The organism is Pseudomonas sp. SHLD1 (genome assembly GCF_028640935.1).
GTDB classification, from domain to species: domain Bacteria; phylum Pseudomonadota; class Gammaproteobacteria; order Pseudomonadales; family Pseudomonadaceae; genus Chryseomonas; species Chryseomonas aestiva.
Window position 1 is genome coordinate 136,512 of record NZ_JAQZAD010000015.1, and the last position, 15,208, is coordinate 151,719.

The 15,208-nt window shown below is 67.0% G+C and carries 17 protein-coding genes; 7 read left to right on the top strand and 10 right to left on the bottom strand.

Annotation, left to right across the window (positions count from 1 at the left end; all coding sequences use genetic code 11):
* Window positions 1-34 precede the first annotated feature (34 nt).
* From PVZ77_RS12880 to PVZ77_RS12905, 6 genes are all read right to left on the bottom strand, one after another.
* Entirely contained in the window at window positions 35-1,243 is a 1,209-nt protein-coding gene (locus PVZ77_RS12880; RefSeq protein WP_273806872.1) for a heme biosynthesis HemY N-terminal domain-containing protein, read from the bottom strand.
* The gene (locus PVZ77_RS12885; RefSeq protein ID WP_273806873.1) at window positions 1,240-2,406 is read right to left on the bottom strand and encodes a uroporphyrinogen-III C-methyltransferase; all 1,167 of its coding nucleotides are present in this window, start codon (window positions 2,404-2,406) and stop codon (window positions 1,240-1,242) included. Before PVZ77_RS12885 ends, PVZ77_RS12880 begins: the two co-directional genes overlap by 4 nt.
* Before the next feature lie 17 nt (window positions 2,407-2,423).
* Window positions 2,424-3,182, bottom strand: a complete 759-nt coding sequence (locus tag PVZ77_RS12890) for a uroporphyrinogen-III synthase (RefSeq protein ID WP_273806874.1) — start codon at window positions 3,180-3,182, stop codon at window positions 2,424-2,426.
* Entirely contained in the window at window positions 3,179-4,117 is a 939-nt protein-coding gene (hemC, locus tag PVZ77_RS12895; RefSeq protein WP_273806875.1) for a hydroxymethylbilane synthase, read from the bottom strand. Before hemC ends, PVZ77_RS12890 begins: the two co-directional genes overlap by 4 nt.
* Window positions 4,118-4,217: 100 nt before the next feature.
* The gene (locus PVZ77_RS12900) at window positions 4,218-4,964 is read right to left on the bottom strand and encodes a LytR/AlgR family response regulator transcription factor (RefSeq protein ID WP_007161369.1); all 747 of its coding nucleotides are present in this window, start codon (window positions 4,962-4,964) and stop codon (window positions 4,218-4,220) included.
* A 4-nt stretch (window positions 4,965-4,968) separates the two neighbouring features.
* A complete protein-coding gene (locus PVZ77_RS12905) occupies window positions 4,969-6,045 on the bottom strand; it encodes a sensor histidine kinase (RefSeq protein ID WP_133860446.1) in 1,077 nt (358 codons plus the stop codon).
* 128 nt (window positions 6,046-6,173) lie between these two features.
* On the opposite strand from PVZ77_RS12905, the gene argH reads away from it, so the two are divergent.
* Both argH and PVZ77_RS12915 read left to right on the top strand, forming a co-directional pair.
* A complete protein-coding gene (argH, locus tag PVZ77_RS12910) occupies window positions 6,174-7,568 on the top strand; it encodes an argininosuccinate lyase (RefSeq protein ID WP_273806877.1) in 1,395 nt (464 codons plus the stop codon).
* A gap of 290 nt (window positions 7,569-7,858) precedes the next feature.
* Window positions 7,859-8,623, top strand: coding sequence for an endo alpha-1,4 polygalactosaminidase (locus PVZ77_RS12915; protein ID WP_273806878.1), 765 nt, complete (start codon window positions 7,859-7,861; stop codon window positions 8,621-8,623).
* 180 nt (window positions 8,624-8,803) lie between these two features.
* Here the strand turns inward: PVZ77_RS12915 and PVZ77_RS12920 are convergent, their stop codons facing one another.
* Both PVZ77_RS12920 and PVZ77_RS12925 read right to left on the bottom strand, forming a co-directional pair.
* Entirely contained in the window at window positions 8,804-9,679 is an 876-nt protein-coding gene (locus PVZ77_RS12920) for an NAD(P)-dependent oxidoreductase (RefSeq protein ID WP_273806879.1), read from the bottom strand.
* A gap of 36 nt (window positions 9,680-9,715) precedes the next feature.
* Window positions 9,716-10,699 (bottom strand): magnesium transporter CorA family protein, encoded by a 984-nt coding sequence (locus tag PVZ77_RS12925; RefSeq protein ID WP_273806880.1) that lies wholly within the window; start codon window positions 10,697-10,699, stop codon window positions 9,716-9,718.
* Window positions 10,700-10,754: 55 nt separating this feature from the next.
* On the opposite strand from PVZ77_RS12925, the gene PVZ77_RS12930 reads away from it, so the two are divergent.
* Entirely contained in the window at window positions 10,755-11,033 is a 279-nt protein-coding gene (locus tag PVZ77_RS12930; protein WP_273806881.1) for a hypothetical protein, read from the top strand.
* Here the strand turns inward: PVZ77_RS12930 and rnk are convergent.
* Window positions 11,030-11,413, bottom strand: a complete 384-nt coding sequence (gene rnk, locus PVZ77_RS12935) for a nucleoside diphosphate kinase regulator (protein WP_007161376.1) — start codon at window positions 11,411-11,413, stop codon at window positions 11,030-11,032. The genes PVZ77_RS12930 and rnk overlap by 4 nt on opposite strands.
* A gap of 380 nt (window positions 11,414-11,793) precedes the next feature.
* Window positions 11,794-12,123 (bottom strand): iron donor protein CyaY, encoded by a 330-nt coding sequence (gene cyaY, locus PVZ77_RS12940; RefSeq protein WP_027598165.1) that lies wholly within the window; start codon window positions 12,121-12,123, stop codon window positions 11,794-11,796.
* Between the two features lie 169 nt (window positions 12,124-12,292).
* Between cyaY and lptM the strand changes: the two genes are divergently transcribed.
* From lptM to PVZ77_RS12960, 4 genes are read left to right on the top strand one after another with little or no spacing between them, the layout of a single operon-like run.
* On the top strand, window positions 12,293-12,418 hold the full coding sequence (gene lptM / locus PVZ77_RS12945; RefSeq protein ID WP_007161378.1) for an LPS translocon maturation chaperone LptM: 126 nt from the start codon (window positions 12,293-12,295) through the stop codon (window positions 12,416-12,418).
* Window positions 12,419-12,427: 9 nt separating this feature from the next.
* Window positions 12,428-13,675 carry a diaminopimelate decarboxylase gene (lysA, locus tag PVZ77_RS12950; RefSeq protein WP_273806885.1) on the top strand — a complete coding sequence of 416 codons (1,248 nt, stop codon included), beginning with the start codon at window positions 12,428-12,430 and terminating at the stop codon, window positions 13,673-13,675.
* Between the two features lie 10 nt (window positions 13,676-13,685).
* Window positions 13,686-14,516 (top strand): diaminopimelate epimerase, encoded by an 831-nt coding sequence (gene dapF / locus PVZ77_RS12955; RefSeq protein WP_273806886.1) that lies wholly within the window; start codon window positions 13,686-13,688, stop codon window positions 14,514-14,516.
* Window positions 14,513-15,199: a DUF484 family protein gene (locus tag PVZ77_RS12960; RefSeq protein ID WP_017639383.1), complete on the top strand. Its 687-nt coding sequence runs from the start codon at window positions 14,513-14,515 to the stop codon at window positions 15,197-15,199. Before dapF ends, PVZ77_RS12960 begins: the two co-directional genes overlap by 4 nt.
* The last annotated feature ends 9 nt before the right edge of the window (window positions 15,200-15,208 follow it).

Consider the following 15,208-nt stretch of genomic DNA (forward strand, 5'->3'; position numbering starts at 1 on the left):
ACCTTTCAAGGACCCGGGCAGACGAGGTGCGCCGTCAGACCCTGGGCGTCGGCAGCGAAGGGGCGTCGGACTCGCGCCACTGGCTCTGCAGGAGCTGCTGGCTGCGGTTCACATCGCCCAGCTGGATGGCCACTCGTGCCAGTTCACCGGCGGTGACCGCGGACGGCCGCTGCGCCAGGCTGCGCTCCAGATATTCGCGTGCCTTGCCCCACAGCTGGTTGTTCATGCACAGCCGGCCCAGGGCCAGCAGCAGCACCGCGTCCTGGGGTCGGTCCTTGAGCCAGCCCTCGGCATGGTGCAGCGGGCGACTGGCGTCACGCGGACGCAGCTGGCCATAGAGCTCCACCAGGCGCTCGTCCCACTGGCGATTGAGGGTGATGTGCAGCACCTCCTCGGCCAGATCGTCGCGGCCGATGGCGCGCAGCTGACGGGCATAGGCCAGTACCACCGAGGCATCGCCCTTGAGCGCCGTGGGCACCTGTTGCCACTGGGAATCCACCGCCGATTCCGCGCCCTGGGCGGGAACCTCGTCGAGGGTGGCGATCCAGACCTTGCGTTCCAGGTCATCCTGTTCCTGGGGCCGCAGCACCTGCTGCTTGCGCAGTTGCGGCAACAGGGCGATCAGCGCCGGCCAGTCACGCAGGGTCACCTGCAGGCGCTGCAGATGCAGCAGGACCTCGCCATTCTTCGGATACTTGGCCTGCAACGGCGCCAGGCTGTCGCGGGCTTCCAGGTATTGGCCCCGGTCGATCTGCAGCCGCGCCTGTTGCAGGCCGATGGCCAGCTCGGCCTGGGGTTCGCGCTCGCGAGCCTGGCGCAGCAGGCGATCCCGTTCTTCCAGGTCACCCAGTTCGTTGGCGGCGCGGGCAGCGCCCAGCAGCACGAACAGCGGCTGGTCGGCGTGCTCGGCGGCGCCTTTCAGATGCTTGAGGGCCCCGCTCCAGTTGCCTTCGGCCAGTTCCAGCTGCCCCTTGTGGCGCGCCTGCTCCAGGCGGCGCTGGCGATTGTGCCGCGACCAGGGGTTGAGCACCTTGCCGGTCAGACCCAGGGCACCCAGCACCAGCTTGAGGATGTAGAGCGCCAGCCAGGCGGCCACCAGCATCGCCAGGAAGGCCCAGAGACTCGATTCGTAGCGGAAGTTGCTGTAGGACAGCAGGACGTAGCCCGGCTCCTTGGCCAGCACCACGGCGACGCCCAGGCCGACAAGCAGGGCGAACAGGAACAGCAGGTACAGGCGCTTCATGGGCGATTCTCCTGAGCCGCGCCGGCGGCGGCATTGTTCGGCTGGATTTGCTGACGCTGGGCGATGTAGGCCTGCAGCGCGGTCAGGGCCGGGGTCAGGTCAGGCGCTTCGAAGGTGACCGGGCGCTCGGCCAGCTCCTGCAGACGCAGCTTGACCGCACGGCTGTCTGGATTCTGGTTGTTGAAGTGCGCGGCGAGGACGTCTTCGGCCTGCTCGATGGAGAGTCGATAGACCTCCTGATTGCCGTTGAGCACGGCCCACTGTGCCTGCTCCAGCGCCAGGCTCATGGCCAGGCGCACCTGGGCGAGGGACTCCTCGGCCAGCAGCGGACGGATCGGCTGATCGGCGGAAAAGTCGATGCGGAAGTAGCTGGAGATGCGCTGGCGGAAATCCTGCCACCATTGCTGCAGCGCATTGCTCGGCGGGACCGCGGCCTTTTCCACGCCGGGCTGGTCGGCCACCGTGGTGGAGAAGCGCGGCGGCAGGGGCTCCAGGCTCTGCACCTGGTTGCGCAACGAGGCCAGCTGGACGAACTGCCCGGTCCGGTCCAGATCGGGCAGCTGGCGCAAGGTCTGCTGGGCATTGGCCACCTGCTGACGCGCGTTGAAGGCAGCCGGATCGTTTTGCGCCTTGAGGATGTCATCGACGCCCTGCAGCAGGTTCTGGGCACTGGGCACATCCTGCAGCGCGGTCATGCGCAGGGTCGCCATGCGCAGCAGGTGCTCGGCCTCGGTCAGGCGCCAGGCCTGGCGACTCTGGCCGACCACCTCCTTGAACTGCTCGGCGAGGTGCTGCTGGTCCCCCTGCAGCTCGGCAAGCTGACGGCGGCGCTCTTCCAGCTCGTTGGCCGAGGGCAGGCGGCCCAGATCGGCACTCAACGCCTGGTTGCGGTTTTCCAGCTGGCGCAACTGGCTGCGCAGATCCTCGGCCTGGGCGGCCTGGCTCTGCTCGGCTTGGCGCACCTGCTGCAGTTGCCAAACGCTCCAGCCGCCGACACCCAGGCCACCGGCGGCTACCAGCAGGGCCAGCAGTGCCAGGCCGGACGCCTTGCCCGAGCCCTTGCGGCGCACGCCTGCCGGTGGCGGTGATGGCGGCGGCGAGGCGGGAGTCACGACTGGATCGGGAGAGACATCGTCGGCGCGGGGGGCTTGAGTTTCGCTCACGGGAATTCCTTGTAGGGTCAATCCGGATGGTGATGGGCAAGCGCGGCGATCAAGGCACTGGCGCTGGCGCCCTGGCACTCGATGATGAGTTGGCAGCCGCTGGCGCGAGCCAGTTCGGCCACACGGGCGCTGGGTACCAGCAGGGGATAACGGCGCACCGCGGGCCAATCCGCACCCGCACAGGCCTGCAGATGCGCGAAACCCTGCCCACTGCTGACCATGATGGCATTCAGGCGTTCCGCTGCCAGAGTCTCTAGGACCTGCCCTGCGGGGTACTCCGGGCATTGGCGGCGATAGAGTTCGAGCACCTCGACGCGGGCGCCGCGGGCGGTGAGGGTTTCGACCAGCAGATCACGGCCGCCCTCCCCGCGCAGGAGCAGCACCTCGGGTGCCGGGCGCTGCAGGGCTGCGGCCAGGGCCGGCAGGGCCAGCAGGCCTTCGCTGTCCTCGCGTTGGGGGTGGTGCACCAACAGCCCATAGTCTTCGAGCACGGCGGCGGTGGCCGCACCCACGGCGAACCAGGCCTGCAGCGGCGGTTGCGGCCAGTATCGATCGAGGGCGGCGAGGCCCAGACGGGCCGCCGGCTTGCTCACCACCAGCACGGCAGCATAGCGATCGAGATCGAGCCAGAGCGAGCGCTGTGCGGGCGTTTCCGCCAGCGGCTGCAAGTCCAGCAAGGGCAGGCTGGCAGTGGCGATACCCGCCTGGTCCAGAGCGGCGGCGAGCGGTGGATTCTCCTCCGCCGGCCGGGTCAGCAGTAGCCGCCAGCCGCTCATGATGCGCCGCTGGTCCCGTAGACGGCATCGAGGATGTCCTGGGCGCCCTGGGCGAGCAGGTCCTCGGCCACCGCCACGCCAAGGGTGGCGGGATCGTTCAGCGGGCCGCGGGCCTCGGCGCGCAGCAGCAGGCCGCCATCGGGCTGGCCGACCAGACCGCGCAGCCAGAGCAACTCGCCCTGCTGCACGGCATAGCAGGCGATGGGCACCTGGCAGCCGCCATTGAGACGGCGATTCAGGGCGCGCTCGGCAGCGACCCGGCGTTCGGTGTCGAAATGGTGCAGGGGTTCGAGCAGCGCATGGACCTCGGCATCGTCGGTCCGGCACTCGATGCCCACGGCGCCCTGGCCACCTGCCGGCAGGCTGTCCTCGACGGTGAGGCATTCACGGATGCGCGCGGCGAAGCCCAGGCGGATCAGCCCGGCGGCGGCCAGGATGATGGCGTCGTAGTGGTCGGCATCGAGCTTGGCCAGCCGGGTATTGACGTTGCCGCGCAGGAAGCGGATCTCGAGATCCGGGCGCAGGGCCAGCAACTGGGCCTGGCGTCTCAGGCTGGACGTCCCCACCACGCTGCCCCGGGGCAATTCGGCAAGACCGCCGTAGCGATTGGAGACGAAGGCGTCGCGCGGGTCTTCCCGCTCGCAGATGGCGTACAGGCCGAGGCCGGCGGGAAACTCCATGGGTACATCCTTCATGGAGTGCACGGCGATGTCGGCGCTGCCTTCGAGCAGGGCGTTTTCCAGTTCCTTGACGAACAGGCCCTTGCCACCGATCTTGGCCAGCGGCGCGTCGAGCAGCTTGTCTCCGCGACTGATCATCGGCAGCAGGCTTACCCGCAGACCCGGATGCGCCACTTCGAGGCGGTCTTTGACAAAGTTGGCTTGCCAGAGCGCCAGGGCACTCTGGCGCGTGGCGATACGAATTTCGCGGGGCATGGGCATTACCGGCACGTCAGGACGTCAGATTGCCGGCCATGATAGCAAATCGACCGGCGCCGCTTTCGCGCTGCGCGCCGGTCGTCGGCCCATGAACGTGTCAGATGCTGTGCATCAGGCGGCGCACACCGGCCACATGGCGGCGGCTGACGGTGAGGGCGTCGCCGTTCATGCCCTTGAGGAACAGCTGGAAGTGACCCAGGGGCGTCCGCTGCAACCGCTCGATGCGCTCGCGGGAAACCAGCGCATTGCGGTGGATGCGCACGAAGCGCTCGCCGAATTCGTCTTCCAGCGCCTTGAGCGGCTCGTCCAGCAGCACCTCGCCGCCGGAATGCCTGAGGGTCACGTACTTGTGATCGGCGATGAAGTAGACCACGTCGTCCAGCGGGATCAGCTCGATGCCCTTGCGGGTGCGAGCGCTGATGTGGCTACGCGGACCCGGGCCACCGCTGGCCGGCGGCTTGGTCAGGGCAGCCAGCTGCATCCGGTTGGGACGCTGGGCCTTGCTCAGCGCAGCGGCCAGGTCTTCCTGCCGCACCGGCTTGACCAGATAGCCCACGGCGCTGACCTGGAAGGCGTCGAGCGCATATTCGTCGTGGGCGGTCACGAAGATCACCGCAGGCGGCGATTCGCGCTCGCAGAGTCGTGCGGCCACCTGCAGGCCGTCCAGACCCGGCATGCGGATGTCGAGCAGGACGATATCGGGCTTGAGGTTTTCGACCAAAGCGAGGGCTTCCTCACCGTTGGTGGCTGTTGGCTCCAGGGCGGTATAACCGTCCAGTTGCCCCACCAGACGGGCCAGACGCTCGCGCGCCAAGGGTTCGTCATCGACGATCAGGACATTCATAAGCTCAGGCTTCCCGCATGAGTCGCTCGCATGGATAGCGAAGAGACGTTGTATGCCGCTGGTCGCGGCGTTCGATTTTGAGACTCGCAGCTGGTCCGAAAAGTGCCGTCAATCGCGCCTCGATATTGCTTAAAGCTTGACGGGTGCCCTTCGGTGGGCGTGGCTGCTGCTCCACCTCCGGGTCATAGGGATTGCTGATGACCAGTTCGAAGACCCCGTCCCGGTAGGTCGCGAAGATGGTCACCAGGCCACCTTCGATGCGCGGCGCGACACCATAGATCAGGGCGTTTTCCAGCAGCGGCTGCAGCGTCAGCTGGGGAATCGGCAGGTCCGCCGGCACCCCGTCCACGTCCCACTGCAGCTGCAGGCGATCGCCCAGGCGCAGGCGCTCGATTTCCAGATAGCGCCGCGACAGTTCCAGTTCCTCGGACCAGCGTACCCGACTGCCTGGCTGGGCCAGGCTGGCGCGAAACAGTGCCGACAGGTCCAGCACCGCGCGTTCGGCCTTGTCGGCGTCCAGGGCGACCAGGCTGGCGATGCTGTTCAGGCTGTTGAACAGGAAATGCGGGCGGATGCGCGCCTGCAGCGACTCGATGCGCGCCTGCAATTCGGCCTGCTGCTGGCGGCGCCACTGGCTCTGCAGCCAGAAGTAGCGCAGCAGCAGCATGGACATGATCAGGGCGATCAGCGCGTGTCTCATGTACAGCCGCACCTCGCCGACCCGCTGCAGCGGTCCGGCCAGTTGCAACCAGTCGGCCACCAGGGTGCAGAGCAGCGTCAGCGCCACCACGATGGCGCAGCAGAAGCCGCCCGCCACCACCGGTCGATGGCGTGCCAACCAGGGCCGCAGGCGACAGAGCAGCGCCGCCGACAGCAGCACGATCCACTGCACGAACAGCGACACCAGCGCCAGGCGGATCCAGTTGAACTGCAGGGTGAAGGGTTCTGCCAGCACCAGGACGAGCACCAGCAGCTCGGCCAGCACCACCAGCACGAGCAGGGCTTCCGGTTCGCAGAGCGCCGGGACGAAGAAGTCGTCGACCTTGACCGGTCGGGGAGTTTTGCGGCGTTCGAGTATCATGGAGGCAGTGTGGGTCAGATACCACTCGTCGGCAAGTCGGCTCCGTTGAATCGGGCCGGCGCCCGCCCAGGACTGCTATCATCGGCCCCTTCTCACCCTTACCGACAAGCCCAGCAGCAGGCCGATCCATGAGCAGCGAAAAAACCAACCAGTCCTGGGGCGGACGCTTCAGCGAACCCGTCGACGCCTTCGTCGCCCGCTTCACCGCCTCGGTGGACTTCGACAAGCGCCTCTACCGCCACGACATCCTCGGCAGCCAGGCCCATGCCCGCATGCTGACCCAGGCCGGCGTGCTCAGCGAAGCCGAGCGCGACGCCATCGTCGCCGGGCTGGACGAGATCCGCGGCGAGATCGAAGCCGGCACCTTCGAGTGGCGCGTCGACCTGGAAGACGTGCACATGAACATCGAGGCGCGCCTGACCGAGCGCCTGGGCGTGGTCGGCAAGAAGCTGCACACCGGACGCAGCCGCAACGACCAGGTGGCCACCGACATCCGCCTGTGGCTGCGCGACGAGATCGACGCCATCCTCGTCGAGCTCAACCGCCTGCAGGCAGGCCTGCTGCAACTGGCCGAGGCCGAAGCCGACACCATCATGCCCGGCTTCACCCATCTGCAGACCGCGCAACCGGTGACCTTCGGCCACCACCTGCTGGCCTGGTTCGAGATGCTCTCCCGCGACCACGAGCGCCTGGTCGACTGCCGCAAGCGCGTCAACCGCATGCCCCTGGGCAGCGCCGCGCTGGCCGGCACCACCTACCCCATCCAGCGCCAGGTCACCTGCGAACTGCTGGGCTTCGAGGCCATCGGCGGCAATTCCCTGGACGGCGTCTCGGATCGCGACTTCGCCATCGAATTCTGCGCCGCGGCCTCCCTGGCGATGATGCACCTGTCGCGCTGCTCCGAAGAACTGGTGCTCTGGACCAGCGCCCAGTTCCAGTTCATCGACCTGCCCGACCGCTTCTGCACCGGCTCCTCGATCATGCCGCAAAAGAAGAATCCCGATGTCCCCGAACTGGTGCGCGGCAAGACCGGCCGGGTGTTCGGCGCCCTCACCGGCCTGCTGACCCTGATGAAGGGCCAGCCGCTGGCCTACAACAAGGACAACCAGGAAGACAAGGAACCGCTGTTCGACGCCGCCGATACCCTGCGCGATTCCCTGCGGGCCTTCGCCGACATGGTCCCGGCCATCAAGCCCAAGCGCGAGATCATGCGCGAGGCTGCCCGCCGCGGCTTCTCCACCGCCACCGACCTCGCCGACTACCTGGTGCGCAAGGGCCTGCCCTTCCGCGACTGCCACGAGATCGTCGGCCACGCGGTCAAGTACGGCGTGGACAGCGGCAAGGACCTGGCCGAGATGAGCCTGGACGAACTGCGGCGCTTCAGCGACCAGATCGAGCAGGACGTCTTCGCCGTCCTGACCCTGGAAGGCTCGGTCAATGCCCGCGACCACATCGGCGGCACCGCCCCGGCCCAGGTCCGCGCCGCCGTGCAACGCGGTCGCGCGCTGCTGGCCCAGCGCTGATCCGGCCACTGCGCTTCTCGCTCACACCTCCGCGGGCGAGCAAGCCGCCGGCCGAAGACCTCGCCCCTGCCGCTCATCGGCAGGGCGACCGGGCGCAAGGGCTCATTCCACCGCCGAGCAGGCGCCTGATCCGAAGACAAGGGCTCTAGGCCAGGGCTCTCTGCGCAAGGGGGCCGGAAAGCCGGTCAGGCGACGGCCGACCAGCCGTTGATAGGTTCGACGACTGGCGCTCAGGACTGCGACCCGGCAGCCGATACTGGAGACTTGACCAGCCGTTCGAGTCAAGTCTCATGCGCCTTTCAGCCTGTTCCATCCTGCTTTGCGGAATGTTCGCCGCGGCGTCCAGCCAGGCCGCCCTGCCGCCGCCGCTGCCACAGACGCTCACCTGGCATGTCCAGTTGAACGGCGTGCTGCAAAAGCCCGATCGCACCCTCTACGACATCGATCTCTACGACACCAGCAAGGCGGTGATCGCCAACCTGAAGGGCAACGGGAAGACGGTGATCTGCTATTTCAGCGCCGGCACCTGGGAAGACTGGCGGTCCGACGCCGCGCTCTATCCCAAGGCCGCTCTGGGCAAGGCGCTGGACGCCTGGCCGGGCGAACGCTGGCTGGACATCCGCCGTGCCGACGTCCGCGCCTTGCTGGCCAAGCGGCTGGACCTGGCGGTGCAGAAGGGCTGCCAGGGGGTGGACCCGGACAACGTCGACGGCTTCAGCAACCCCAACGGCCTCAAGCTGACCAGGGCCCAGCAACTGGACTTCCTCAACTGGCTGGCCGACGAGGCGCACAGGCGCAGTCTGCTGGTGGGCCTGAAGAACGCCGTGGACCTGGTGCCGAGCCTCTACGGCAAGTTCGACTTCGCCCTCAACGAGAGCTGCTACGACTACGCCGAGTGCAACGCCTACAGCTACTTCCGCACCCAGAAGAAGCCGGTGATGATCATCGACTACGGCCTCTACAGCACCAAGCGCTGCAGCCAGGCCAAGACCTCGGGCTACAACCTGCAGTTCTACCCGCTGTCGCTGGCGGCGCTGGGCACCGCCTGCAAGTAGCCGCGAGAGCCTATTCAAAGGCCTGGGCGGCCCCGCGAAAAGGCCTGAGGAAGCGGACCGGGCTCGCGCGAGTTTACGAGTGGTAAACGAGCATTGCGACGGGGCCGCCTAGGTAGGGCTGGCGACCCAGGGCCTTTTCAACGGAGTTTGGCCGACGCGCAGCAGACCTTGAGCAGGCTCTCAGTCGAGGCCGGCCTTTTTGTGCGATCTCTGCCCCAGCGCGATCCAGTCCAGATCGCCCTCGCCCTGGGCGACGGCCTCCAGCAGGTTGTCTCGCAGGACGCTGGCGAAGGGTAGCGGTACCGCCTTTTCCTGACCGGCCGCCAGGGCCAGGCCGACGTCCTTGAGTCCCAGGCTGAGCTTGAAGGCCGCCGGCGAGAACTTTCGCTCGGTCAGCAGGCGCCCGTAGTTCTGATACACCGGCGCGGCAAACAGGGTGCTGGTGAGAATCTCCAGCAGCGTTGCGGGCGCCACGCCATAGCTGCGCGCCAGGGCGGTACTCTCGCCCATGGTCTCGATGGCGCTGGCGATCATGAAGTTGCCGGCGATCTTGACCACGTTGGCCTGCCGCGGCTCCGCGCCCACCGGCCAGGTCTTGCGTCCCAGCACATCGAGCAGCGGCTGGACGCGCTGGATCGCTTCGGGATCGCCCGCCACCACGATGTTGAGCTGGCCACTGGCGGCCACGTCGGTGCGCCCGAACACCGGCGCCGCCACATAACCCACGCCCGCCTCGGCATGGCGCGCGACCAGTTCGTCGACCAGCGCCACCGACAGGGTGGCCATGCTGACGTGGATCAGTCCCGCCCGCGCCTGCTGCAGGGCGCCGCTGTCGAGGACTACCTCACGGGTAGCGGCGTCATTGGCCAGGATGCTGAAGACCACCGCCACATCGAAGGCCTCCGCCGGCGTCGCTGCCGCGCGGGCACCCTGCCCGACCAGGGCCTGGACCGGCTCCGGGGAGCGATTCCAGACCACCACCTCATGGCCCGCCTTGAGCAGATTGGCGGCCATGCCCTGGCCCATGCCACCCAGACCGATGAATCCGATACGCATAGACTTGCCTCCTCGCGGTGCGATGGATGCCGCCGGCTACAGCCAGCGGCGAAACTTGAACCAGGCATAGGGAATCAGCGCCGAGACCACCATGGCGCCCAGCGCCAGCGGATAGCCGAAATGCCAGTCCAGCTCCGGCATGACCTTGAAGTTCATGCCGTAGATGGTGCCCACCAGGGTCGGTGGCAGGAACAGCACCGAGGCGATGGTGAACACCTTGACGATGTTATTCTGCTCCACGCTGATCAGGCCCAGGGTGGCGTCGAGCAGAAAGCCGATCTCGCCGTTCATCTTGGCCTGGTAATCGCTCAGCGAGCGGACGTCGCGTTCCAGCGTCTTGAACCAGGTCTTGGCCGTCCCGGAGATCCAGGTGGCACCCGCCCGCCGCAGGTAGGAGACGATGCGGTTGATGCCCAGCAAACTCTCGCTGAGCTGGGCCAGCAGCTGGTTGCTGCGACCGAGCTGCTTGACGATGGATTGCAGGTCGGTCTTCGGCTGCTTGGCCTGTTGCGGATCCAGGGGTTCGCGAAACACCGCCTTGGCCAGGCGATTGAGATGCGCCTGTACCGATTCGAGGATGTCGGCCACGCGATCCACCAGGCTGTCCAGCAGCGAGGCGAAGATGACATCGCTGCGACAGTGCTGGCTCGCCTGCTGCTGGGCCTTGCCGAGAAAGGTCTTGAAGGCGGCCAGTTCGGCGTAGCGCACCGTCACCAGCCACTCGGGCGTCAGCACGAAATTGACCACCGAGGCCTGCGGCTGATGCTCGCTGAAGCCGCTGACCACGGTGGTGGTCAGGTGCAGGGCCTGGTCGGTCTGATAGAGTCGCGAGGATTCCTCGATCTCGGCGATTTCTTCCCGGGTGGGGATATCCATCGCCAGTGCCTGCTCCAGATAGCGCTCTTCCGCCTCACTGGGATCGAGCAGATCGACCCAGAGCAGATCCGCGGGCAGCGGGTCTCCCGGCGACAAGGGCTGCGCGACCAGCTCGTCGGCGGACAGGCGATAGCAGGTGATCATCGAGAAGACTCCAGGCCAGAATCAGGGGTCGCACTGTAACAAAAGGTATCCAGACATGATTGACCACGCCGATGACGAAGAATCCTTTGTCTCCTCCCATCTGATCGAAGCGGTGGAGAACCAGCTCGCCGCCGGCGAGCCGGACTATGTCCAGGCCGTACTCAACAAGCTGACCCTGGTCGGCTATGACCGCGAGGAAGCGGTGCTGCTGATGGCCCAGGCGCTGTCCTTTGAGATCGCAGCCATGCTCGACGCCGACCGCCCCTTCGACGGCGCCCACTACGAGCGCCTGCTACGGGCCCTGCCCGAGTTGCCGGAACCGGCGGACGACTAGGCCTCGGCCGGCTCCAGCGCCAGCAGCTCAACCTGCTGCTCCTTGCCGCCGGGCACCGGCCAGCTGAGGTGCTCGCCGGGCGTCGCCCCGAGCAGCGCGCTGCCGGCCGGCGCCAGCACCGAGACCCGCCCCTCGCCACCGGCGTCCTCCGGATAGACCAGTACCACCTGGTATTCCTTGCCGGTATCGGTCTCGCGGCAACGCACCCGCGAATTCATGGTGACTACCGCACCGATCTCCTCGGGCGCCACTACTCGCGCCTGGGCCAGTTCCTCGTCCAGGGCCTCGGCCACGGGCCCGAATTCGGGCAGGGCGTCGAGCAGCCTTTCGAGACGGGGCAGATCGACGGCGGAAACGGTGATGGGCGATGCATGGCGCATGGCGGACTCCTGGAGGACAAGACGACGCGGCCCCTGCCGCGAGCAGCGGCGGACCAACGAGATGACGGGCAACAGACACCCAGTGGGAAGCCGCGACACGGGCGGCAAAAGAAAACGGCGCTCGAAAGGCGCCGTTAGAGCCTGTTCAAAAGCTCGCGAGTTAGAGTCAAACAAGGCCTAGGCGGCCCCGCGAAAATAGCTGAGGAAGCGGACCGGGCTCGCGCTCAAGTTACGACTGGTAAATGAGCATTCCGACCGGGCTGGCGACCCAGGACATTTTCAACGCCGTTTGGCCGACGCGCAGCAGCTTTTGAACAAGCTCTTAGGTCACGCTAGCACAGAGGTCGCGGCAGCGGTCAAGCCGCACCGACCGCAGGTCGTCATAGCCCAGGCAGGGCCACGCTCTCGCCGGTCTGCTCCAGGGTGACCCGTACCAGCAGCGCACCAAGGGTCTCGGACGAGGTGTCGCAGATCCAGTTCTGGCCATCCCAGTCGAAGTGATAGCCACCCGAGCGCGCCGCCACCCAGAGCTGCACCAGCGGGGGCTGACGGCTGAGGATGACCTGGCTGCCATTGTCGAACTTGATCGTCAGCACGCCACCGGCATTTTCCAGATCGAGGTCCAGCCCGCTGTCGTCATAGGCGTCTTCGACCTGGCGCTGGGTCTGGTCGACGAGGTGATGGAATTGCGCTTCGCTGAGCCGGCTCATGACGATCCTCGAAAGAAGGGAAAGAATCGCCGCACGGTAGCGGGCCGCCCAGATGGCGTCCAGTCGCGGCTGCTGCCGGCAGCTGCGCTTCAGCCATCCGGGCGTGTCAAAGAGTCGCTCAACCCCGTTATACTCCGGGCAATATTCGCCTGAATAAAGGTTTAGCGTCATGAAGCGCCTGTCTCTCCTCTTCATCGCCTGCGCCTGCCTGCTGGCCGGCTGCGGTCAGAAAGGCCCGCTGTACCTGCCCGACGACCAGAAAGCCGCCAAAGAACACCGCCACGACGTGTTCTAAGGAGCCACCATGGAAGTCTTCGCTGTCCGTGCAGGTGAACTGCATGCGGAAGGGGTAGCCCTGAGCGCCGTGGCGCAGCAGTTCGGCACCCCCGCCTACGTCTACTCGCGAGCGCACATCGAGGGCCAGTACCGCGCCTATACCGATGCGCTGGCCGGTCTGCCGCACCTGGTCTGCTTTGCCGTCAAGGCCAACTCCAACCTCGGCGTGCTCAACGTCCTGGCCCGCCTCGGCGCCGGCTTCGACATCGTCTCCCGCGGCGAGCTGGAGCGCGTCCTGGCCGCCGGTGGCGATCCGCACCGGGTGGTGTTCTCCGGGGTAGGCAAGACCCGAGACGACATGCGCCGCGCCCTGGAAGTGGGCGTGCACTGCTTCAACGTCGAATCCACCGACGAGCTGGAACGGCTGCAACAGGTGGCTGCGGAGCTGGGTGTGGTCGCGCCGATCTCGTTGCGGGTCAATCCCGATGTCGACGCCGGTACCCACCCCTACATCTCCACCGGTCTCAAGGAAAACAAGTTCGGCATCGACATCGCCGACGCCGAGGCGGTCTATGCCCGCGCCGCCGAGCTGCCGAATCTGCAGATTCTCGGCGTGGACTGCCACATCGGCTCCCAGCTCACCACCCTGCCGCCCTTCCTCGATGCCCTCGACCGCCTGCTGGCGCTGATCGATCGCCTCGCCGAGCGCGGTATCGTCCTGCGCCATCTCGATCTCGGCGGCGGCCTGGGCGTGCGCTATCGCGACGAACAGCCGCCGCTGGCCGGCGACTACATCCAGGCCATCCGCGAACGCATCGCCGGGCGCCACCTGACCCTGGTGTTCGAACCCGGCCGCTTCATCGTCGCCAACGCCGGCATCCTGCTGACCCGCGTGGAATACCTCAAGCACACCGCCCACAAGGATTTCGCCATCGTCGACGCGGCGATGAACGACCTGATCCGTCCGGCGCTGTACCAGGCCTGGATGGCGGTGGAGCCGGTGACCGAGCGCCAGGGCGACGCCCGCCGCTACGACCTGGTCGGTCCCATCTGCGAGACCGGCGACTTCCTCGCCAAGGACCGCGAGCTGGTCCTGGCCGAAGGCGATCTGCTGGCCATCCGCTCCGCCGGGGCCTATGGCTTCACCATGAGTTCCAACTACAACACCCGTGGCCGTGCGGCCGAGGTGATGGTGGATGGCAACCAGGCGCACCTGGTCCGTCGGCGCGAGACGCTGGAAGAACTCTTCGCAGGCGAGAGCCGGCTGCCGGCCTGAGGGGAGTTCCATGCAACTGCGCTTCACCAAGATGCACGGTCTGGGCAACGATTTCATGGTCCTCGACCTGATCAGCCAGCACGCGCACATCCAGCCCAAGCACGTTCGCCTGTGGGGTGACCGCAAGACCGGTGTCGGCTTCGACCAGCTGCTGATCGTCGAGACCCCCAGCACCCCGGACGTGGACTTTCGCTATCGCATCTTCAACGCCGATGGCTCCGAGGTCGAACAGTGTGGCAACGGTGCCCGCTGCTTCGCCCGCTTCGTCTTCGACAAGCGCCTGACGGTCAAGAAGCAGATCCGCGTCGAAACCAAGGGCGGCATCATCGAGTTGCACCTCAAGGGCGACGGCCAGGTCCGCGTCGACATGGGCGCCCCACGCCTGCAGGCGGCCGAGATCCCCTTCATCGCCGAGGCCGAGACCCTGAGTCATGCCGTCCAGGTCGAGGGCGAGACGGTCGAGCTGGCGGTGGTCTCCATGGGCAATCCCCATGGCGTGCTGCGGGTCGCCGACGTCGACCAGGCCCCGGTGCTCATCCTCGGTCCCAAGCTGGAGTGCCATCCGCGCTTTCCGCAAAAGGCCAACATCGGCTTCCTGCAGATCATCGACGCCCAGCGCGCCCGCCTGCGAGTCTGGGAACGTGGCGTCGGCGAGACCCGCGCCTGCGGCACCGGCGCCTGCGCCGCCGCCGTGGCCGGGATCCGCCAGGGCTGGCTGAAATCGCCGGTCAGCATCGAATTGCCGGGCGGCCTGCTCAACATCGAGTGGGACGGCGTCGGTCAACCGGTGCTCATGACCGGTCCGGCCACCCGTGTCTATGAAGGCCAGGTAAGAGTATGAGCGACACCCCGGAACTGACCGCGGACCAGGTCGCCGACTGGCTGCTGGATCATCCGCACTTCTTCGCCGATCGCGAAGAGCTGCTGGCGGAGATGCGCGTCCCCCACCAGCGGGGCACCGCCATCTCCCTGGTCGAGCGGCAACTGGGTCTGCTGCGCGATCGCAATGGCGAGATGCGCCATCGCCTGGCCCATCTGATGGACGTGGCGCGGGACAACGACCGGCTGTTCGACAAGACCCGGCGGCTGATCATCGGCCTGCTCGACGCCAACAGCCTCGAAGAGGTGATAGGCACCGTCGAGGACAGCCTGCGCCATGAATTCAAGGTGCCCTACGTCGGCCTCATCCTGTTCCACGAGCATCCCCTGCCGGTCGGCCGCAGCGTCACGCCTGCCGAAGCACAAAAGGTGATCGGCGGCCTGCTGGGCGGCGAGAAGACCACCAGCGGTGTCCTGCGCGCCCACGAACTGGCCTTCCTGTTCGGCGACTCGGCCAAGGAAGAGGTCGGGTCCGCGGCCGTCGCCGCCCTCTCCCATCAGGGTCTGCATGGCGTTCTGGCGATCGGCAGCCCCGATCCCCAGCACTATCGCAGCAGCCTGGGCACGCTGTTCCTGAGCCACGTCGCGGAAGTCCTGGCGCGGGTACTGCCGCGCTTTCCCGTCCCCTTGCGTACGGTGCGCTGAGCCCGGGAG